At 62.4% G+C, this 16,582-nt stretch carries 16 protein-coding genes; 7 read left to right on the plus strand and 9 right to left on the minus strand.

Annotation, left to right across the window (positions count from 1 at the left end):
* Window positions 1–262 precede the first annotated feature (262 nt).
* The 3 genes from R8L07_16060 (at window position 263) to R8L07_16070 (ending at window position 3,694) form a co-directional block, all read left to right on the plus strand.
* Entirely contained in the window at window positions 263–2,728 is a 2,466-nt protein-coding gene (locus R8L07_16060; protein ID MDW3207053.1) for an FAD-dependent oxidoreductase, read from the plus strand.
* A gap of 161 nt (window positions 2,729–2,889) precedes the next feature.
* A complete protein-coding gene (locus R8L07_16065; protein ID MDW3207054.1) occupies window positions 2,890–3,267 on the plus strand; it encodes a hypothetical protein in 378 nt (125 codons plus the stop codon).
* 133 nt (window positions 3,268–3,400) lie between these two features.
* Window positions 3,401–3,694: a ferritin gene (locus R8L07_16070; GenBank protein ID MDW3207055.1), complete on the plus strand. Its 294-nt coding sequence runs from the start codon at window positions 3,401–3,403 to the stop codon at window positions 3,692–3,694.
* A gap of 79 nt (window positions 3,695–3,773) precedes the next feature.
* Here R8L07_16070 and R8L07_16075 read toward each other — a convergent pair whose 3' ends face one another.
* The 6 genes from R8L07_16075 to R8L07_16100 form a co-directional block, all read right to left on the minus strand.
* The gene (locus tag R8L07_16075; protein MDW3207056.1) at window positions 3,774–4,538 is read right to left on the minus strand and encodes a transporter substrate-binding domain-containing protein; all 765 of its coding nucleotides are present in this window, start codon (window positions 4,536–4,538) and stop codon (window positions 3,774–3,776) included.
* Between the two features lie 195 nt (window positions 4,539–4,733).
* Complete coding sequence (locus tag R8L07_16080; GenBank protein MDW3207057.1) at window positions 4,734–5,228, minus strand: GNAT family N-acetyltransferase; 495 nt, start codon at window positions 5,226–5,228, stop codon at window positions 4,734–4,736.
* Entirely contained in the window at window positions 5,221–6,021 is an 801-nt protein-coding gene (locus tag R8L07_16085) for a PhzF family phenazine biosynthesis protein (GenBank protein MDW3207058.1), read from the minus strand. The genes R8L07_16080 and R8L07_16085 overlap by 8 nt, the downstream gene beginning before the upstream one ends.
* Window positions 6,018–7,451: an aminotransferase class I/II-fold pyridoxal phosphate-dependent enzyme gene (locus tag R8L07_16090; GenBank protein MDW3207059.1), complete on the minus strand. Its 1,434-nt coding sequence runs from the start codon at window positions 7,449–7,451 to the stop codon at window positions 6,018–6,020. The genes R8L07_16085 and R8L07_16090 overlap by 4 nt, the downstream gene beginning before the upstream one ends.
* A complete protein-coding gene (locus R8L07_16095; protein ID MDW3207060.1) occupies window positions 7,438–8,412 on the minus strand; it encodes a threonine dehydratase in 975 nt (324 codons plus the stop codon). The genes R8L07_16090 and R8L07_16095 overlap by 14 nt, the downstream gene beginning before the upstream one ends.
* Before the next feature lie 181 nt (window positions 8,413–8,593).
* Window positions 8,594–8,860 carry a DUF1127 domain-containing protein gene (locus R8L07_16100; GenBank protein MDW3207061.1) on the minus strand — a complete coding sequence of 89 codons (267 nt, stop codon included), beginning with the start codon at window positions 8,858–8,860 and terminating at the stop codon, window positions 8,594–8,596.
* A gap of 93 nt (window positions 8,861–8,953) precedes the next feature.
* Here R8L07_16100 and R8L07_16105 point away from each other — a divergent pair, with 93 nt between their 5' ends.
* Complete coding sequence (locus tag R8L07_16105; GenBank protein ID MDW3207062.1) at window positions 8,954–10,402, plus strand: PLP-dependent aminotransferase family protein; 1,449 nt, start codon at window positions 8,954–8,956, stop codon at window positions 10,400–10,402.
* A gap of 22 nt (window positions 10,403–10,424) precedes the next feature.
* Here the strand turns inward: R8L07_16105 and chrA are convergent, their stop codons facing one another.
* On the minus strand, window positions 10,425–11,621 hold the full coding sequence (chrA, locus tag R8L07_16110) for a chromate efflux transporter (protein ID MDW3207063.1): 1,197 nt from the start codon (window positions 11,619–11,621) through the stop codon (window positions 10,425–10,427).
* Window positions 11,622–11,796: 175 nt separating this feature from the next.
* Between chrA and R8L07_16115 the strand changes: the two genes are divergently transcribed.
* The 3 genes from R8L07_16115 to R8L07_16125 are packed head-to-tail and all read left to right on the plus strand — an operon-like array spanning window position 11,797 to window position 13,350.
* Window positions 11,797–12,561: a S49 family peptidase gene (locus R8L07_16115; GenBank protein MDW3207064.1), complete on the plus strand. Its 765-nt coding sequence runs from the start codon at window positions 11,797–11,799 to the stop codon at window positions 12,559–12,561.
* Window positions 12,562–12,606: 45 nt separating this feature from the next.
* Complete coding sequence (locus R8L07_16120) at window positions 12,607–12,876, plus strand: hypothetical protein (protein ID MDW3207065.1); 270 nt, start codon at window positions 12,607–12,609, stop codon at window positions 12,874–12,876.
* Window positions 12,877–12,891: 15 nt separating this feature from the next.
* Window positions 12,892–13,350, plus strand: coding sequence for a methylated-DNA--[protein]-cysteine S-methyltransferase (locus R8L07_16125; GenBank protein ID MDW3207066.1), 459 nt, complete (start codon window positions 12,892–12,894; stop codon window positions 13,348–13,350).
* A gap of 36 nt (window positions 13,351–13,386) precedes the next feature.
* On the opposite strand, the gene R8L07_16130 is transcribed toward R8L07_16125, so the two are convergent.
* Window positions 13,387–13,986, minus strand: coding sequence for a cell cycle transcriptional regulator TrcR (locus R8L07_16130; GenBank protein ID MDW3207067.1), 600 nt, complete (start codon window positions 13,984–13,986; stop codon window positions 13,387–13,389).
* Window positions 13,987–14,140: 154 nt separating this feature from the next.
* On the minus strand, window positions 14,141–16,516 hold the full coding sequence (locus tag R8L07_16135; protein ID MDW3207068.1) for a sensor histidine kinase: 2,376 nt from the start codon (window positions 16,514–16,516) through the stop codon (window positions 14,141–14,143).
* Window positions 16,517–16,582: the final 66 nt, after the last annotated feature.

Below are 16,582 nucleotides of genomic sequence, written 5' to 3' on the forward strand. Positions count from 1 at the left end.
GAAACCGATAACGGTTCACCGCATTTCACTCGGACTTATGGCAAGCGACGCCATGACTTGCCTGGATTTCCGGCGATCCTGCGCATCCGGATCGACGGCGCGCCCGACCCGTCGGACCGACCAACCCGATAAAATGCCATCTATCGCAACAGTGGTTAGATGACGTCACGGGTGATCCAGAAAATTAGCATTGTCGTCCGGGGGCGGCATTGGCGAAACTCGCCTCCGGTAAATTCATTGGTGATGGCAGGGAGTAACGAAAATGGCGGTGTTTCCGGATCGGGCGGATGTCGTGATCGTCGGCGGCGGGATCGCGGGGTGTTCCATTGCCTATCATCTGACCAAGATCGGCATCACCGATGTCGTGCTGTGCGAACGCAAACAGTTGACCAGCGGGACGACATGGCACGCCGCAGGGCTGATCGGACAGTTGCGCCCGAACCGCAACATGACTGAATTGGCAAAGTACACGGCGGACCTGCTGTTCGATCTGGAGAAGGAAACGGGGCAGTCGACCGGATTCAAACAGAACGGGTCGCTTCATACGGCGCTGAGCGAGGCACGATTCGAAGAAGTTAAGCGCGCGGCCTCCATGGCGAAAAGTTTCGGACTGGCGGTCGAACTGCTGACCCCGGATGACCTGAAGTCGATCTATCCGCTGCTGAACACCGACGGCATGGTCGGTGGCGCCTTCCTGCCGGGCGACGGGCAGGCCAATCCGATCGATACGACCCAGGCCTTCGCAAAGGGCGCACGCATGGGCGGAGCGCGGATTTTCGAGCATACCAAGGTCACCCGAATTCTGGTCGAGGGGGGACGTGCGGTAGGCGTAATCACGGATAAGGGTGAGATCCGCGCCAAGACGGTGGTAATCGCCGGCGGCATGTGGTCCCGGGACCTCGGCGCTTCCATCGGCGTGAACCTGCCGCTGCATGCCGCGGAACACTTCTATATCGTGACCGAACCGCTCGACGGCCTGCCGGGCAATCTTCCGGTGCTGCGGGTGATGGACGAATACGCCTACTACAAGGAAGACGCCGGCAAGATCCTGCTGGGGGCGTTCGAGCCGGGGGCCAAGCCCTGGGGAATGAACGGCATCCCGGAGGATTTCGAGTTCGAGACCCTACCGGAAGACATCGATCATTTCACCCCGGTGCTGGAATTCGCGATGGAGCGGCTGCCGATTCTGCAGGAAGCGGGCATCGCGCTGTTCTTCAACGGGCCGGAGAGCTTCACGCCGGATGATCGCTATCTGCTGGGCGAAACTCCTGAAGTCCGGGACCTGTTCGTGGCCTGCGGCTTCAACTCGATCGGCATTCAGTCTTCGGGTGGGGTCGGCAAGGTGCTGGCAGACTGGATTCGCGACCGTCATCCACCGATGGATCTGGCCGATGTCGATGTCCGCCGCATGGCCAGCTTCCAGAACAACAAGCGATACCTGCACGACCGTACGACCGAAACGCTGGGGCTCCTCTATGCCATGCACTGGCCGAACCATCAGGTGGAGACGGCGCGCGGCGTCCGGCGAACCCCGGTGCACGACCGATTGGACAAGTCCGGTGCGGTCTGGGGCGAAACGGCGGGATGGGAGCGACCGATGTGGTTCGCGCCAGAGGGCGTCGAGCGGCGCTTCGATTATTCGTTCCATCGGCCCGGCTGGTTTGATCATGTCGGTGCCGAATGCCGCGCGACGCGCGATGCCGTGGCGCTCTACGATCAGACCAGTTTCGCGAAGTTCCGGGTCGAAGGGCGGGATGCCTGTGCGGTCCTGAACCGGATCTGCGCGAACCAGGTCGATGTGCTGGTCGGCAAGATGGTCTACACCCAATGGCTGAACGAGCGCGGCGGCATCGAAGCCGATCTGACCGTGACGCGGCTGTCGGAAACCGCCTATCTGGTTGTGACCGCGGGGGCCGCCCAGGTCCGGGACTTCGCCTGGCTGACGCGCCATATTCCGGAAGACGCACACTGTATCGCGACGGACATCACCAGCGGGCTGCCGATGTTCGGGGTGATGGGCCCGGACAGCCGGAAGCTGCTGGAACAGGTGACCGGCGCGGACCTGTCCAACGAAGCCTTCCCCTTCGGCACGATGCAGGAACTGGAACTGGGATACGCCAAGGTTCGTGCGGGACGGATCACCTATGTCGGCGAACTTGGCTGGGAAATCTATGTGCCCGCCGAATTCGCCACCCATGTCTACGACCGGATCGTTGAGGCGGGGGAAGCGTTCGGCCTGAAGCATGCCGGATACTTCGCCTTAAATGTCTGCCGGACGGAGAAGGGGTTCCGTCACTGGGGGCACGATATCGGCGACGAGGACACGCCGGTTGAGGCCGGGCTGGGCTTCGCGGTTGCCTGGGACAAGCCGGATTTCATCGGACGCGATGCGGTATTGCGCCAGAAGGAAGCGGGTATCCCGGCGAAACGAATGGTTCAGGTCTGCCTGGATCAGGACGATGCCGACGCGCCGATGATGTTCCACGAAGAGCCGATATATCGGAACGGTGTTTTGGTCGGCGCTACGACCTCCGGCGCCTGGGGGCATCGCATCGGCAAGTCGATCGGTATGGGCTACATCACCTGTCCGGAATCCGACGGCGGCAAGGCGACGAAGGATTGGATCGAACAGGGATCGTACGAGATTGAGATCGCCTGGAAGCGCTACAAGGCCACGGCCCAGTTGAGGCCGCTATACGATCCGTCTTCGGAGAAGACGAAATCCTAGCGGCCCCCTGGTGTTTCCCGTCGAGCCCGGCAGAGCTTCCTTTCTGAGATAACTGTTCCGGAACCGGTCGCTGTTGTATAATAGCGCCCGTGACCGCCCTCATTCCGAGTGGCGGTTTTCTTTGTCGGAGCCCCGGCCCCGGGGCGCAAGGGGAAATGGAAATGAGCAGTACGCTTGCGTCGATGTATTTTCGTAGTTCTGTACTCTATGCACTGTTGGGAATGGCCATGGGCATCCATATGGCCGCGTCGCATGATCACAGCCAGATGCCGACACACGCCCATCTGATGCTGTTCGGCTGGGTCGGCATGACGATCTATGCCGTCTTTTACCGGCTCTATCCGGATGCGGGCAGCGGCATTCTGGTGAAGATTCATGCCGTCCTGGCCCATGGCGCGCTGATCGGTCTGGTGGCGGGCCTGTTTCTGATCTACGGCGGGCAGATCGCCACGGGTGAGCCGATTGCCTCGATCTCGTCGATCCTGTTGCTCCTGAACATGGTTCTGTTCGGCGTGATCGTCTGGAAGGCAACGCGCTGAGTTCTGCCGCGTTACTGAATTGTCGGCGGGGTGGTGCGTGCACTGTCCCGCCGGCAGTTGTCTTGAGTACGATCCGAACACAGTATTCAATTGGGTGGCAGTAAATCAGCCAAGCCAGAAGGAGAAATCAGCCATGGCCGGAGCCAGCGCCTCACTTCACGCCCCGCGCGAGCGTCTTTCCAAGGAAACACTCAATCTTCACCATGCCATCGTGTCGGTCATGGAAGAACTGGAAGCCGTCGATTGGTACCGCCAGCGTGCCGATGATTGCGAAGATCCCGAACTGAAGGAAATTCTGCTCCACAACATGCGTGAGGAAATGGAGCATGCGGCCATGGTGCTGGAATGGATGCGTCGGAACAGCAAGGATTTCGATGGATACCTTCGAGAGTTCCTGTTCAAGGACGGGGAAATCGCCGATCACTGAAATCCTCGGCGTGGCGCTGGTTGTCCGGTGCCACGCGTCGATTTCCCTTCAATCATACGGTTGAAACGGGAACCCGATGTCAGCTGCCGCCGGGCGCATTATTGCTGACAACGTCAATGTGGCGCTCGTAGATCCTCTGCAAGCGCCCGTCAGATGACATGCGCCTGAGAGACCGTTCGATTGTTTCGGCCAGGTCAGCCTGTTGTCGTGAGAATGCCAGGTAGTTCGGTTGCGTCGCAATCGGCGGTTCCAGGACGCTTATCTCCAGGCCTTCCTCACGCACCACGCGCTTCACCCAAATCCTGTCTACCACGGCAAAATGCCGTGCCCTTGATTGAATGATCCGCAGGGGCTGCAGGGTGTCTTCCTGTGCAGGAATTCCGATCGCGTTCGGCCTGCTCATCAGGTTGGCCAGGCTCTCCGGATAGGAATAACTGGTGTAGTAGACGAGCGTATAGCCGTCGAACTGGTCAAGGGACTTGAACCGCTGTATCGGGTCGTCCTTGTGCACGACTGCGGCAATCTCCCAGTACGCGAGGGGGATACCGACATAGACGAAGCCGGTTTCGCCAGGAGAAAGCGTCAGTACTGCATCAATCTTTCCCAGACGTACCTGCTGCATGCAGCGTCCGTAGGGCAGCACCAGGTAGCTGGCCTCGTGCCCGGCTTCACCGAGTGCCACATCCAACGCATCAACGGCTGCCCCGACCGCAACACCATCATCGTTCAATGTGTAGTAGGGAGGCCAGCTTTCCATACAGACTGAAACCTCGGATGCCCGGATTTCGGGTGCAAAGGTGCCAACCAGTAAAAGCGTCAGGGCGGTTAGGATCGGTGCGCGCATGGATGCTCCCGACGCTGTTTGAGACCGCAGCCTCGCTGCCGCCAATCCGAGCTTCATTCGCCAAGGCGTGACGTAGCGGCACATTCCTCATACAGGATGGAAGTATGCCCTGAAGTCTAGCACGGCAATACCTTGGAGGATTAGGACGATCTGGCTCGTTCGACCGGACTGACCGCAAAGGGGCGAGTCGGAAGGCTAGACGGGCAGCGTCAAATCCCGTTCATAGAAGACGAGATCCACCGGCGCGTCATCGTAATAGGGCGCGCGCTTCTCGAAACCCAGTTGCCGGTAGATGGCCTGGGCTTCCCGCATCTTGTCGACGACGGTGTCCAGCCTCAGGGCACTGTAGCCCTGTGCGCGGGCATAGTGGATCACCGTCGTCGTAAGCCGGTTTCCCAGGCGGTGGCCCCGAAATCCGGGGCGCACATAGAGACGTTTCATCTCAGCAGCTGCATCCTGATGCGGCCGCATGGCAACGCATCCGGCCAGGGCACCGTCGACCCGCGCGAGCCAGAGGTTTCCTTCCGGACGAGTATACATTCCGGGCAAGTTCTGCAGTTCGCCGTCGAACCCCTGAAAGCACAGGGAGAAACCGAGGCTTTCCGCATATTCTACGAACAGGGTTTTTACGAAGGCAATGTCGTCGCCGTCTTCGGCAGCTTCCGTGATCTCGACGGCAGGCTCAGACATGAATTGTGCCGTCCATGTAGAATCGCGCCGCGCCGGCCATCAGAACGCGGTCGTCCGCGAGGTCGCAATAGAGATCGCCGCTGCGGGCCGATACCTGGCGGCAGTGAAGACTGGTGCGTCCCAGCCGTTCCGCCCAGTAGGGGACGATGGTGCAATGGGCCGATCCGGTTACCGGGTCCTCGTCGATTCCTGCATGGGGCGCGAAATAGCGGGAGGCGGCATCCACCGCGTCGCCGGGCGCTGTGACGATCAGGCCATCGCCTTCAAGCCGACTGATGAAGGCAAAATCCGGGCGGACGGCACGCACTTCCGCTTCGCTGGCCAGAACGGCCATGCTCTTCTTCGCACGCAGGAAGCCAACCGGTTCGATCCCGCCGAGGGCGTCGGCCAGTCCGTCGGGAACACGGGTCGGTGTCGCCGCGCGCACCGGAAAGTCCAACTGGAAACGGTCGCCCTGTGACCGGACCCGCAGAATACCCGATTTGGACTGGAACCGGACCAGTTCGGCTGCAAAAGACAGCTTCTCAAAAAGCACTGCCGCGGTTGCCAGTGTCGCGTGACCGCACAAATCGACCTCTACCGCCGGCGTGAACCAGCGGAGATGGAAATCCGTATCCTCCGAATCCGGCGTCGGGATGAAGAACGCGGTTTCCGCCAGATTGTTTTCCATTGCGATCTTCTGCAGGACATCGTCCGGCAACCACGCATCCAGGGGAACGACGGCGGCCGGATTGCCGGAGAAGGGCTCTTCGGCGAAGGCGTCGATCTGAAAGATCGGAAGGCTGATCGTCATGCGGCGAGTATTCCTTTTCGGGTCACGGCATCATGCGCAGTCTGCAACGCCGCGATGGTTTGGTCGAGGTCCGCGTCGCTGGTCATCCAGTTGGAGAAAGCCGCCCGGATGCCCGTCTTGCCGCCATAGGCGCCAGGGGTCATGAAGGCCGCGCCGTCCAGATTCAGGCGTGTCAGCAGTGCCTTGTTCCAGCCATCCGCATCGTCGACGCCCTCCGGCGGGAGACCCCGGAAACAGACAACGTTCAGCGTTGCCGGTGCCAGCAGTTCAAAGGCCGGGCTTTCCTTGATGAAGGCGGCGAGGGCGGTGGCCTGGGCTACATTCCGGCGAACGATTTCCCGCACGCCGTCCGCGCCATAGGCGCAAAGCGTCATCCAGACCGGCAGGGCACGAAAGCGCTGGGAGCCTTCCAGCACCCGGTTGATGTAATGCGGCAGGCCGTCGCCTTCGACATCGAGATAGGCCGGCAGTCCGCCGGCGGCGCGTTCAATGAGATCGACCCGGCGGGTGAAATAGAAGCCGCTGTCATAGGGGACATTCAGCCATTTGTGGCCGTCGACAGTGATCGAATCCGCAAGCTCCACACCCGATGTGCGGTCCGCCAGTTCCGGGACGGTCCGGGCGAATAGGCCGAATGCGCCATCGACATGCAGCCACGCGCCGTGCCGCCGACAGATCGAGCCGATCGAAACCAGGTCGTCGAATGCTGTGGTGGTTACCGTGCCGGCGCTGGCACAGACGATCTTCTGTTCGCCGGACGGTGCGGCGGCGAGGGCCTCCTCCAGCGCATTCGGATCCATGGCTTCTGTATCGCCGATACGCGTGACAGGCCGGATGGCGTCCTGGCCGATCCCGCTGAAGCGCGCGACCTTTATGAAGCTGGCGTGGGGACAGGCGCTATAGATCGCGATCGGCGGCCCGCCCGCCAGACCTTTCTGTGCGATGTCATAGCCGGCCTGCTCGCCGGCCCATTCCCGGGCAGCTAGCAGGCAGGCGAAATTGGCTCCGGTGGCCCCGGTGGTGAAGGCCCCGTCGTAAGAATCCGCAGGCAGGTTGAACAACTGCTTCAACCAGTTCAGCGTCTGGACGGTGATGGCGACGGCCACGGAATCGCCGGGGGAGGCGACATTCTGGTCGACCGCGGCGGCAAGCCAGTCGCCGGCAATGGAAGCCGGGGTCGCACCGCCGGTCACGAACCCGAAATAACGCGGTCCGATGCTGCCGGACAGGTCGCGGCCATGACGATCCACGAATTCCTGCAAGGCGGCCCGGCCGCCGATACCACGGCCCGGCAGGTCCGTGACCGCGCCGCCGTCACGGTTTCGCGCTGCGACCGGTCGCTGCTGGAGGTCTTCATGGAATGCAGTGGTCGCACTCAGAACGTCCCGCAGCAGGTCGCCCAGGTTCAGTTGGTCATCATGCATCGACATCGTCGGACTCCGTCAGTACCTGGGCATAAAGACCGCGGTCGATATTGCCCCCGGTCAGGATCACGCCCGCCTTGCGGCCGGACATTTTTTCACGTTCCCGCCACAGGCCGGCCAACGGAACCGCACCGGCCCCTTCGGCGATGTTATGCGTGTCCCGATAGTACCAGCGCATGGCGGCGCGGATCTCGGGATCGGTAACCCTGAGGATGCGTGCGGCGCCTTTCAATATTATGTCCAAGGCGGCCGGCACCGGAACCCGGCAGGCGACGCCGTCGGCCATGGTGTCCGCCGTGTTGGTCGAGACCGGCTCCCCAGCCTCGAAACTCAGGGCATAGGCAGGCGCAGTGTCGGCGACGACGCCAACGACTTCCGTTTTCAGACCCAGTGCATCGCGCGCGGAAATGACGCCGCAGATGCCGGATCCGAGGCCGATCGGCACATAGATGGTTTCCAGGTCCGGCCGGGACAGCATTAGTTCCATCGCATAGGTTCCGACGCCACGCGCCAGCAATTCGTGAAAGCTGGGCAGCATGTCCAGGCCCTCACTTTCCGCCAGAGATGCGGCATGTTCGGCGGCGGCCTGAAAATCGTGTCCGTGGACGATCAGTTTGCCGCCCTGTGCTTCCATGGCCGCGTTCTTTTCCGCGCTGTTGCCCTCCGGGACGACGATGGTGCAGTCCATCCCGTAGCGCCGGCTGGCCGTCGCGATCGATTGTCCGTGATTGCCGCGGGTGGCGGTGATCATGCCCCGCGTTGACTTGTTCCGGGCCCGATCCGCCATGAAAACGAGACCGCCGCGCAGCTTGAAGGCCCCGACGGGGGTATGGTTCTCATGTTTCACCCAGACCTCGCAGCCAAGGCGGGCATTGAGCAGCGGCCAGCTGTATTGCGGCGTTCCGGGAAAGACCGCGTGCACGGTCTCCATGGCTGCCTCGAGATGGGATCGTGTGATTACGGTCATGTTGGGGCCCCCTTGAACGGTGCTGGATGCGCGGCGGTCGCGTACCACAATAACGGAAATCGGGCGGCCCGCCGTCCGCGCTATAAGACGGGCCACCCGATACCGTTTCCGGCTGTTCAATCCCTGGCCTGAGCAATGTCTTGCCGGGATCGGGGACGAAGCGGCCCTTTCGGGCCCCTTCTCAGAACAGCCGGAACGTTCTGTCCGCCATGCGGTCGGCCTCGCGACGGTTGAGGCCGATGTCGCGCAACTGCCTGTCGTCCATGTTCCGCAGGCGGTGACGTGTTTCGTAGCGTCGCTGGTAATCGACCAGGAAATTCCAGATCAGGTGAAAGGCACCAACCGTCACGCGGTCGATGGTCTTGCGGAATCCGGCACCAATCTGCCCGGAGCGGTCCGATCCTTTCGAGAACCCGATCGATCCGGGCGAAAGACGAATTGTACCCATACAAATTCTCCTATCTGCCCAGATGAGACGTTATTGTCTCGGTTCAATGAATAAGGGGTTCCAATTGTCCCGGTCAATTAGTATATTGTCACCATGACAATTCATGCTGACATCTGGGTTCCGAGCCTTGACCGGTTCGATGGACCGAAATACCGGGCCATCGCGGACGCATTGTCTGCGGACATTCGCGACGGCGTTCTGAAGCAGGGGGACAAGCTTCCGCCACAACGGGAGCTCGCCTGGCAATTGAAGGTGACGGTGGGAACCGTGACCCGCGCCTATCAGGAGGCGGAACGTCGCGGGCTTGTCGGCGGTGAAGTGGGGCGGGGGACCTTTGTCCGTCCGCCTCGCGACCATAGTGTGGGGTCGCAGGGCACCAGCATGCCGACGGACTGGTATACCCTCGATCCGCCGGATGAGGAGGAAGACCCCTCAGCGCCGATCAGCATGCAGTTCAATTTTCCCCCGGGCGATGTCGGTACCGAAGACCTTCGCCGTGCGATGATGACGCTCAGCCAGGACCCGCGGCTGGGCCAATTGCTGTGGTATCAGCCCCCGACGGGAAATCGCCAGCATCTGCAGGCGGCGGAAGCCTGGCTCAACAAGCGCGGCCTGTCGGCGCCGCCCGATACCGTCGTGATCTCGTCCGGCGCGCATAACGGCATTCTGGCAACCCTGGCAGCGATCTGCCGCAGCGGCGGCCGCGTGGCCACGGAGCGACTGGTCTATCCCGGGTTGCGGGCCATTGCGCGCCTGCTGGGGCTGGATCTCGTGCCCATCGACATGGACGGGGAGGGGATCACGCCGGAATCCCTGCGGCAGGTGCTTGCGACGGGCGGCATTGATGCCGTCTATACCGTGCCCACCCTGCAGAATCCGACGAATGTCACCCAGTCCGAGGAACGGCGGGACGCGTTGGCGGCGGTCTTTCGGGAGTTCGACGTGCCGGTTATCGAAGATGACCTCTTCGGCATGTTGCCTGAAGATGCGCCGACGCCGCTGACCGCCCGATTGCCCGAACTGGGATACTACGTCACGTCGCTGTCGAAGAGCATCGCGCCCGGCCTGCGTGTCGGGTTCATCCGCGGACCGCAACGCAGCCGCGAACAGATTGCGGCGGGCGTGCGCGGCAGCACCTGGATGGCATCGCCTCTGACCACGGAGATCGCCAGCCGATGGATTCTGGACGGTACCGGCGAGCGAATTCTGGCGGAGAGGCGGCGCATAGACGAGGCGCGCCGGGAAATTGCGCAGGGGATTTTGGGCGGACTCGATTTCGATATGCCGCCGGGGTCGCTTCATGCCTGGCTGCATCTGCCGGACCCGTGGCATGCCAGCCAGTTCGTAAATCATGCGCGTGAGGAAGGCGTGACCCTTTCCGCAGCCCACGCCTTTTCCATCGGTCGGGAACGGCCACCTTTCGCGGTGCGGGTTTGTCTCGGTCCGCCCCGGACGGAGGCACGGATGGAGGAAGGGCTGCGCATCCTGCGGCATATCCTGGACGAACACGATCCGCACCAGGATCCGTCGGCGATGATGTAGCCCGGTGGCGGCCGAGCCGCGGTCAGAGGACCAGGGCGCCGATCAGCCCTGCCGCCGGGATCACGATCCAGACAGGTGCCTTCCACTTGGTCATGGCGATCAATGCGGCCGCGGCCAGCACCAGGGCCGGAGCGTCCTGAATGCCCTCGATGAAGACCGGGTCGTAGAGGGCCGCAGCCAGAAGGCCGACAACTGCGGCGCTGACCGCGGTCACGGCACCCCGCGCGCGGGGATTGCCTGTCAGTCCGGCCCAGAAAGGCAGCCCGCCGACAATCAACAATGCACCCGGCAGAAAGATCGCGATTGTGGCAAGGACAGCCCCCGGGATCCCGCCCGGTCCGATGTCGGCGATTGCCCCGAGATGGGACGCGATCGAGAACATCGGCCCCGGCACGACCTGCGCGCCGCCATAGCCTGCCAGGAAAGCGTCGCGGGACACGAGGCCCGGTTCCACCAACTCCCCCTGAAGCAGGGGCAGGACGACATGACCACCGCCGAAAACCAGGGCACCGGCCCTGTAGAAGGCGTCGAACAACCCCAGGGCCCCTTCCGGCGCGGTCGCAGACAGAACCGGCAGGCCGAAGAGGAGCAGGAAAAACGTGACCAGACAGGTGACGGACAGCCATCGCGGGACGTCGATTTTCAGTGCGCTGGCGGTGTCGTCGCGCGGACCGGCGATTGTCGGTACGGCAAGGCCGATCAGCCCGGCCAGGGCGATGGCGAGGATCTGCGCCCAGGCAACCGGCGCAAGCAGAGCGACGGCAAGCCCTCCAAGCGCCAGGGTCGCGCGTGGAGCGTCGGGGGTAAGGCTTCTTGCCATGCCGAACAGGGCCTGGGCGACGACCGCGACCACCGCCGCCTTGACCCCGGCGACCCAGGAGGCGCCTTCCAGGAGGCCCAACTCGTTCATTCCCAGCGCGAAGGCGGCCATCAGGATGGCGGAGGGCAGAGTGAAGCCGAACCAGGCTGCGGCCATGCCAGCGACACCGCCGCGCATCAGACCCAGTCCCATGCCGACCTGACTTGAAGCCGGGCCGGGCAGAAACTGGGACAGGGCGACAAGATCCGCATAGTCGCGGTCGCTCAGCCAGGCCTTTCGTTCGACAAAGATCGTCCGGAAGATCGCAATATGGGCGACGGGCCCACCAAAACTGGTGCAGCCGAGTTTGAAGAAGATGGAGAAGAGGGCGAACGGCCCCAAGCGTGCTGTATCGGACATCGGTTCCATGATTAGCACGGATTCGTGACAGGCGTACGAATAGCACTTGTTTCCGGTACCTTCGCCCCTCACTTTTACCGCCATGACGGAAAATCAATCTACCAGACAGCCGCCGCGTCCCGCTGACGGGATGCTTTCCAAACTGCCAGGCTTCAGGGGTGGGCCGGTTGTCGGCGTGATCCGACTTGCCGGCGTGATCGGTCAGGCCGGTGTCGGTCGCAAGGGCCTGTCGCTTGATACCCTGGCCGCCCCCATCGACCGAGCCTTCGGGTTCAAGCGCCTGGCCGCCGTCGCTCTGGAGATCAATTCACCGGGGGGATCACCGGTGCAGAGCGATCTGATCGCCCGCCGGATTCGGGCGCTGGCGGATGAAAAGCAGGTGCCTGTGATAGCGTTCTGCGAGGATGCCGCGGCATCTGGTGGCTATTGGCTGGCCTGTGCAGCGGACGAAATCTACGCCATGCCGGGATCGATCGTCGGCTCCATCGGGGTCGTGTCCGCCGGCTTCGGATTCGTCGAGGCAATCGAAAAACTGGGCGTTGAACGGCGTGTCCACACTGCCGGCAAATCAAAGGCGATTCTGGATCCGTTCCGCCCGGAGAAGGACGAAGACATCGCGAAGCTGAAACGCATTCAGGAAGATCTGCACGATCAGTTCATCGGCTGGACGAAGGAACGCCGCGACGGTCGCCTGAAGGATCACGATGATCTGTTTACCGGTGCCTTCTGGACCGGCCGGGAGGCGAAGGAACTGGGGCTGGTCGACGGGCTGGGGGACCGCCGGTCCGTCCTGCGTGAGCGTTTCGGCGAGAAGGTCCGGTTCCGGGCAACGGTGAAGCCGAAATCCAAGCTGCAGCGGCTTCTGGGCATGGACGCGCTGGCGGATGCGATCCTGGACCGGGCCGAGGAGCAGACCCTGCGGCAACGGCTTGGGCTGTGACCATGCGCGCTTGACCGGGTCTGCGGTGCTGCTTAGACAGAATTCATGTTTCTGAAAATCCTCCTCCTCGTCGCGATCGTCGCGGTGATCTGGTTCGGCTTCCGATATCTGGAACGCCGCGATAAGATCGGTGCCGGAAAACGCGGAACGGGTGAACGCACCCTGGGCGAACGCTTGCGCAAATCGATGCGCGAAAAGGAAGCCGATCGTCCGCGTGCCGACGATGTCGAGGACACCGAACGTTGCCCGACCTGTCAGGCCTTTGTCTCGGTCGAAGGCATCACGGATTGCGGCAAGCCGAACTGCCCCTACTGAGGAAGACCATCCGTCATGCCGACCGCCGCTATCGACACACCGCTCGGTCGGATCGGTCTGCGGGAAGAAGACGGGGCGATCGTCTCCGTTCATTGGGACAGCCGGGCCGGAGATCCGGAAACGCCATTGCTGAAGGAAGCGCTGGCACAGCTCTCGGCCTATTTTGACGGGGACCTGACCGCATTCGATCTGCCCCTGAACCCCGCCGGGTCAGAGTTTCAGAAGCAGGTCTATGATCTGATGTCCGCGATACCCTATGGCCACACCCGCAGTTACGGCGAACTGGCGAAGGATCTCGGTGTTGCGCCGCAGCCGGTCGGCCAGGCCTGCGGATCCAATCCCATCCCGATCATCATTCCCTGTCACCGGGTTCTCGCGGCCGGTGGCGGACTGGGCGGCTTCTCTGCAAAGGGTGGGGTCGAGACGAAGGTGGCACTGCTGCGTAGAGAAAAAGCGGCCAGCCTACTGCTGTAGACCGGCCGCCGAAACTCGCGACAATGGCGGACTGTCCTACTCCAGGCCTTCCCAGCCGCCGGCATCCGGATCCTCGTTGATCGGCTCCATGATCGGCTGTTCCAGCGGCTTGCGGCCGGCCTTGATGGCCTTGTCGATCTCAATCGCCAGTTCTTCCTGCGTGCACAGGCCCAGTTCTACCGGCGAACGCGGCCGGATATTGGCGGAATTCCAGTGCGTGCGTTCCTTCACCGCGATGACGGTCGGCTTCGTGGTGCCGATCAGGCGGTTGATCTGGGCATCGGCCAGTTCGGGGTGATGCTTCGCAAGCCAGGCAATGCCATCCGGCTTGTCCGCACGCTTGGAGACCGGCGTATAGCGCGGCCCCTTGTGGCGGATGACCGGCTGCGGAATGTCGCTGACCGACAGTTTCAGGCTGGCATCCGGATCGGCTTCGCAGCGCTTGATCTCCTCGGCGCTCAACTGGCCGCTCTGGACCGGGTCGATCCCATGCATGCCGGGCGCAACTTCACCATCGGCGATCGCCTGGACTTCCAGTTCGTGCAGGCCGCAGAAATCGCCGATCTGCTCGAAGGTCAGGCCGGTATTGTCGATCAGCCAAACGGCAGTCGCTTTCGGCATCAACAGCTTTGCCATAGTCAGGTGCGCTCCATGGTCTGGTCCGGCGTGGTCCGCCAGTTCCACCGGGGCCGGCCGAGATTTGGCCGGTGACGGGATATCCACGCGTTTCGGGAAAATCGACGCGCTTATAACAATCGTGCCACGCCGACGCAAAGAAAAACGGCGGAAATTAGCCTGCTCGTTCGGCCGGCAGAATGAGGGTGACGCGGAGCCCCTTTCCGGTCTCGGGGCTTTCCAGTGTCATTGTACCGCCATGCAACTCGATGATGGCCTTGGCGATCGGAAGTCCGAGGCCGACCCCATCGGTCGCGGCAAGATGGGAATTCTCGACCGAGCGGCGGAAGGGCTGCAGCACCCGCTCGAAACGGTCGGGGGGAATGCCGATCCCGTCATCCTCGATGACGATGCGCACGCACTGCCCGGCAGCCGGAGAGACGGACACGGTCAGTGCCGTTGCGCCGCGGGCATATCGCGCCGCGTTCTGGATCAGATTCCCGAATGCCTGCCGCAGTTTGGTGGCATCCGCCTGAATGGGAAGTGTCGCGGGAAGATCCAAGGTAATCGGAAATCCACGGGCCTGACAGGCGCTGCGATGGGGTTGGACGGCCTCCTCCACGATGGCGACGAGGTCTCCGGGTTCCGCCTTCAGGGTCATGCGGCCGGTTTCGACGGCGGTCAGGTCCAGCAGGTTCGACAAAATCTCGAGCAGCATCTGGCCGCTTGCCAGAATATTCTCGACATATTCGGCGTAATGCGGGTCGCCGACCGGGCCGAAGACCTCGTTCCGCATCATATCGCTGTAGCCCAGCACCGAATTCAGCGGTGTCCGAAGCTCATGGCTCATATTCGCCAGGAACATCGATTTCGCCTGCGACGCTTCCGTGGCGGTCTCGAGGGCGGAAATCAGGTCCCGCTCCATGCCCTTCTGGACCGTGATATCCTCCACCGCAAAGACCCATTTCCCGGAGGATTTCGGCGCCAGCGGAACAGCAATCATGCGATAGATCGTTCCTTCATCCCGCCCGTGCAACGCCTTGTCAGAAAGTTCACCTTCCCAGCTCTGCTGTGTCTCGAACGCGGCTGAGAGCGACAGGTTCTGCCGCCCATCGCCGGCCGCCACGCATGCATCCAGTCGATCGATCAGATCGGCGTCGAACACTTCCTCCCCATCGCCGGTCAAGTCGAGGATCGCGGCCGCGACGGCGTTGACGTAACGAACCTTGCCACGGGGCGTGAAGACGCCGATCCCGATCGGCATTCGATCAACCGCCCGCATCACTTCCGCCAGCTTTTCGTTCAGCGCCTGCAGGGCTTCCTCGCGGTCCATCACCGCTTCAGCCATGACCGACAATGCGCGCTCCGTCGTCTGAAGTTCGACGAAGCCGGACGGCTCATACTCGAAGGGCCGGCCTGTATTGCGAATCATCTCCTCCGCGCCGGCCTGTATCCGGGCCAGACGCCGTTGAACGGTGCGCCACAGGGCGAGCCCTCCCAGCATGCCCGCCGCCATCAGCAGCAGGGTCAGCCAGAAGGTCGCAATCTGAACGTCGTCAAACCAGTTCAGGAAATCATCCGTCGGGGCATAGGCCCCCACCACCCATTCGCCGTTCTTCAGATCCAGGACATTCAGGGCGGCAACATACTGCATGCCGTCATGATCGAACGTCATGGCTGCAGGCGCATTCGCCGGGCCGAACTCCGAGCGTCGGAACGCCTCCGCCGCGACGGAATCCGACAGGTCGTTTATGGCAGGCAGTGTTCCAGGATCTGCCGAAAACTCGATCGGGAAGGCGATCAGACGCCCCGCGCGGTCGGCGATGAAGGCCTTGCCGTTCTCGCTGATTTCGAGGCCGCGCACGAATTCCGACAATTGCCGGAAACTGAGATCCAGCCCCACGACACCGATGGTTTCCCCGGTCGCGGGATTCAGGACACGGCTGGATACCGTGATGCCCGGCTGTCCCGACGTATAGAAGACATAGGGGTCGCTCCAATGCGCTGCATTCGTTTCGAGGGCATCGGCGTACCAGGGGCGCGTCCGACCATCGAAAACCGGCCCGTCATCGGGAACGTCGCGAACGGTCCGATAGTCCAGGGCGCGGGCGTACAGGGTCTGCGACCTGAAGGAACCTGTCACGTCGACCCGCCGTACGAAGATTTCCCCGTCATCGATTTGCGGGGCTTCGCGGGTCACGAAGACAAACGATCCATCGGTTCCGGCAAAATAGATTCCGGTGAAACGCGGCGATGCGATCAGGGCGTCGAAGAAGTAGCGCTCTATCCTGTCGGCGTCGGAGAAATCCAGGATTTCGGATTGCGACAGACCGAGCGTCAGGTCGGCGACCGTTTCAACCTTGCCGACGAACAGGGACAGTTCCTGTTCGACGGAGGTGAGGGCCCAGCGAATGCTGGAATGGGCATGTTCCTCCGCCGACCGGGTGGCGTAAAAGTGGAACGCCAGGAGAAAGGCCGCTGCCGTCGCGATCTCGATGAAGGCCACACCGGCCAGAATGACGTGCTTCATCGCGACGGTCGAAAAACGCATAACAATCCTTGGCAAATCGAGGCGCGCCGGGGACCGGCGGGCGTCAGACTAGCAAGGCATGCCGAC

This window comes from Alphaproteobacteria bacterium, from assembly GCA_033344895.1.
Classification (GTDB): Bacteria; Pseudomonadota; Alphaproteobacteria; order UBA8366; family Aestuariispiraceae; genus Pacificispira.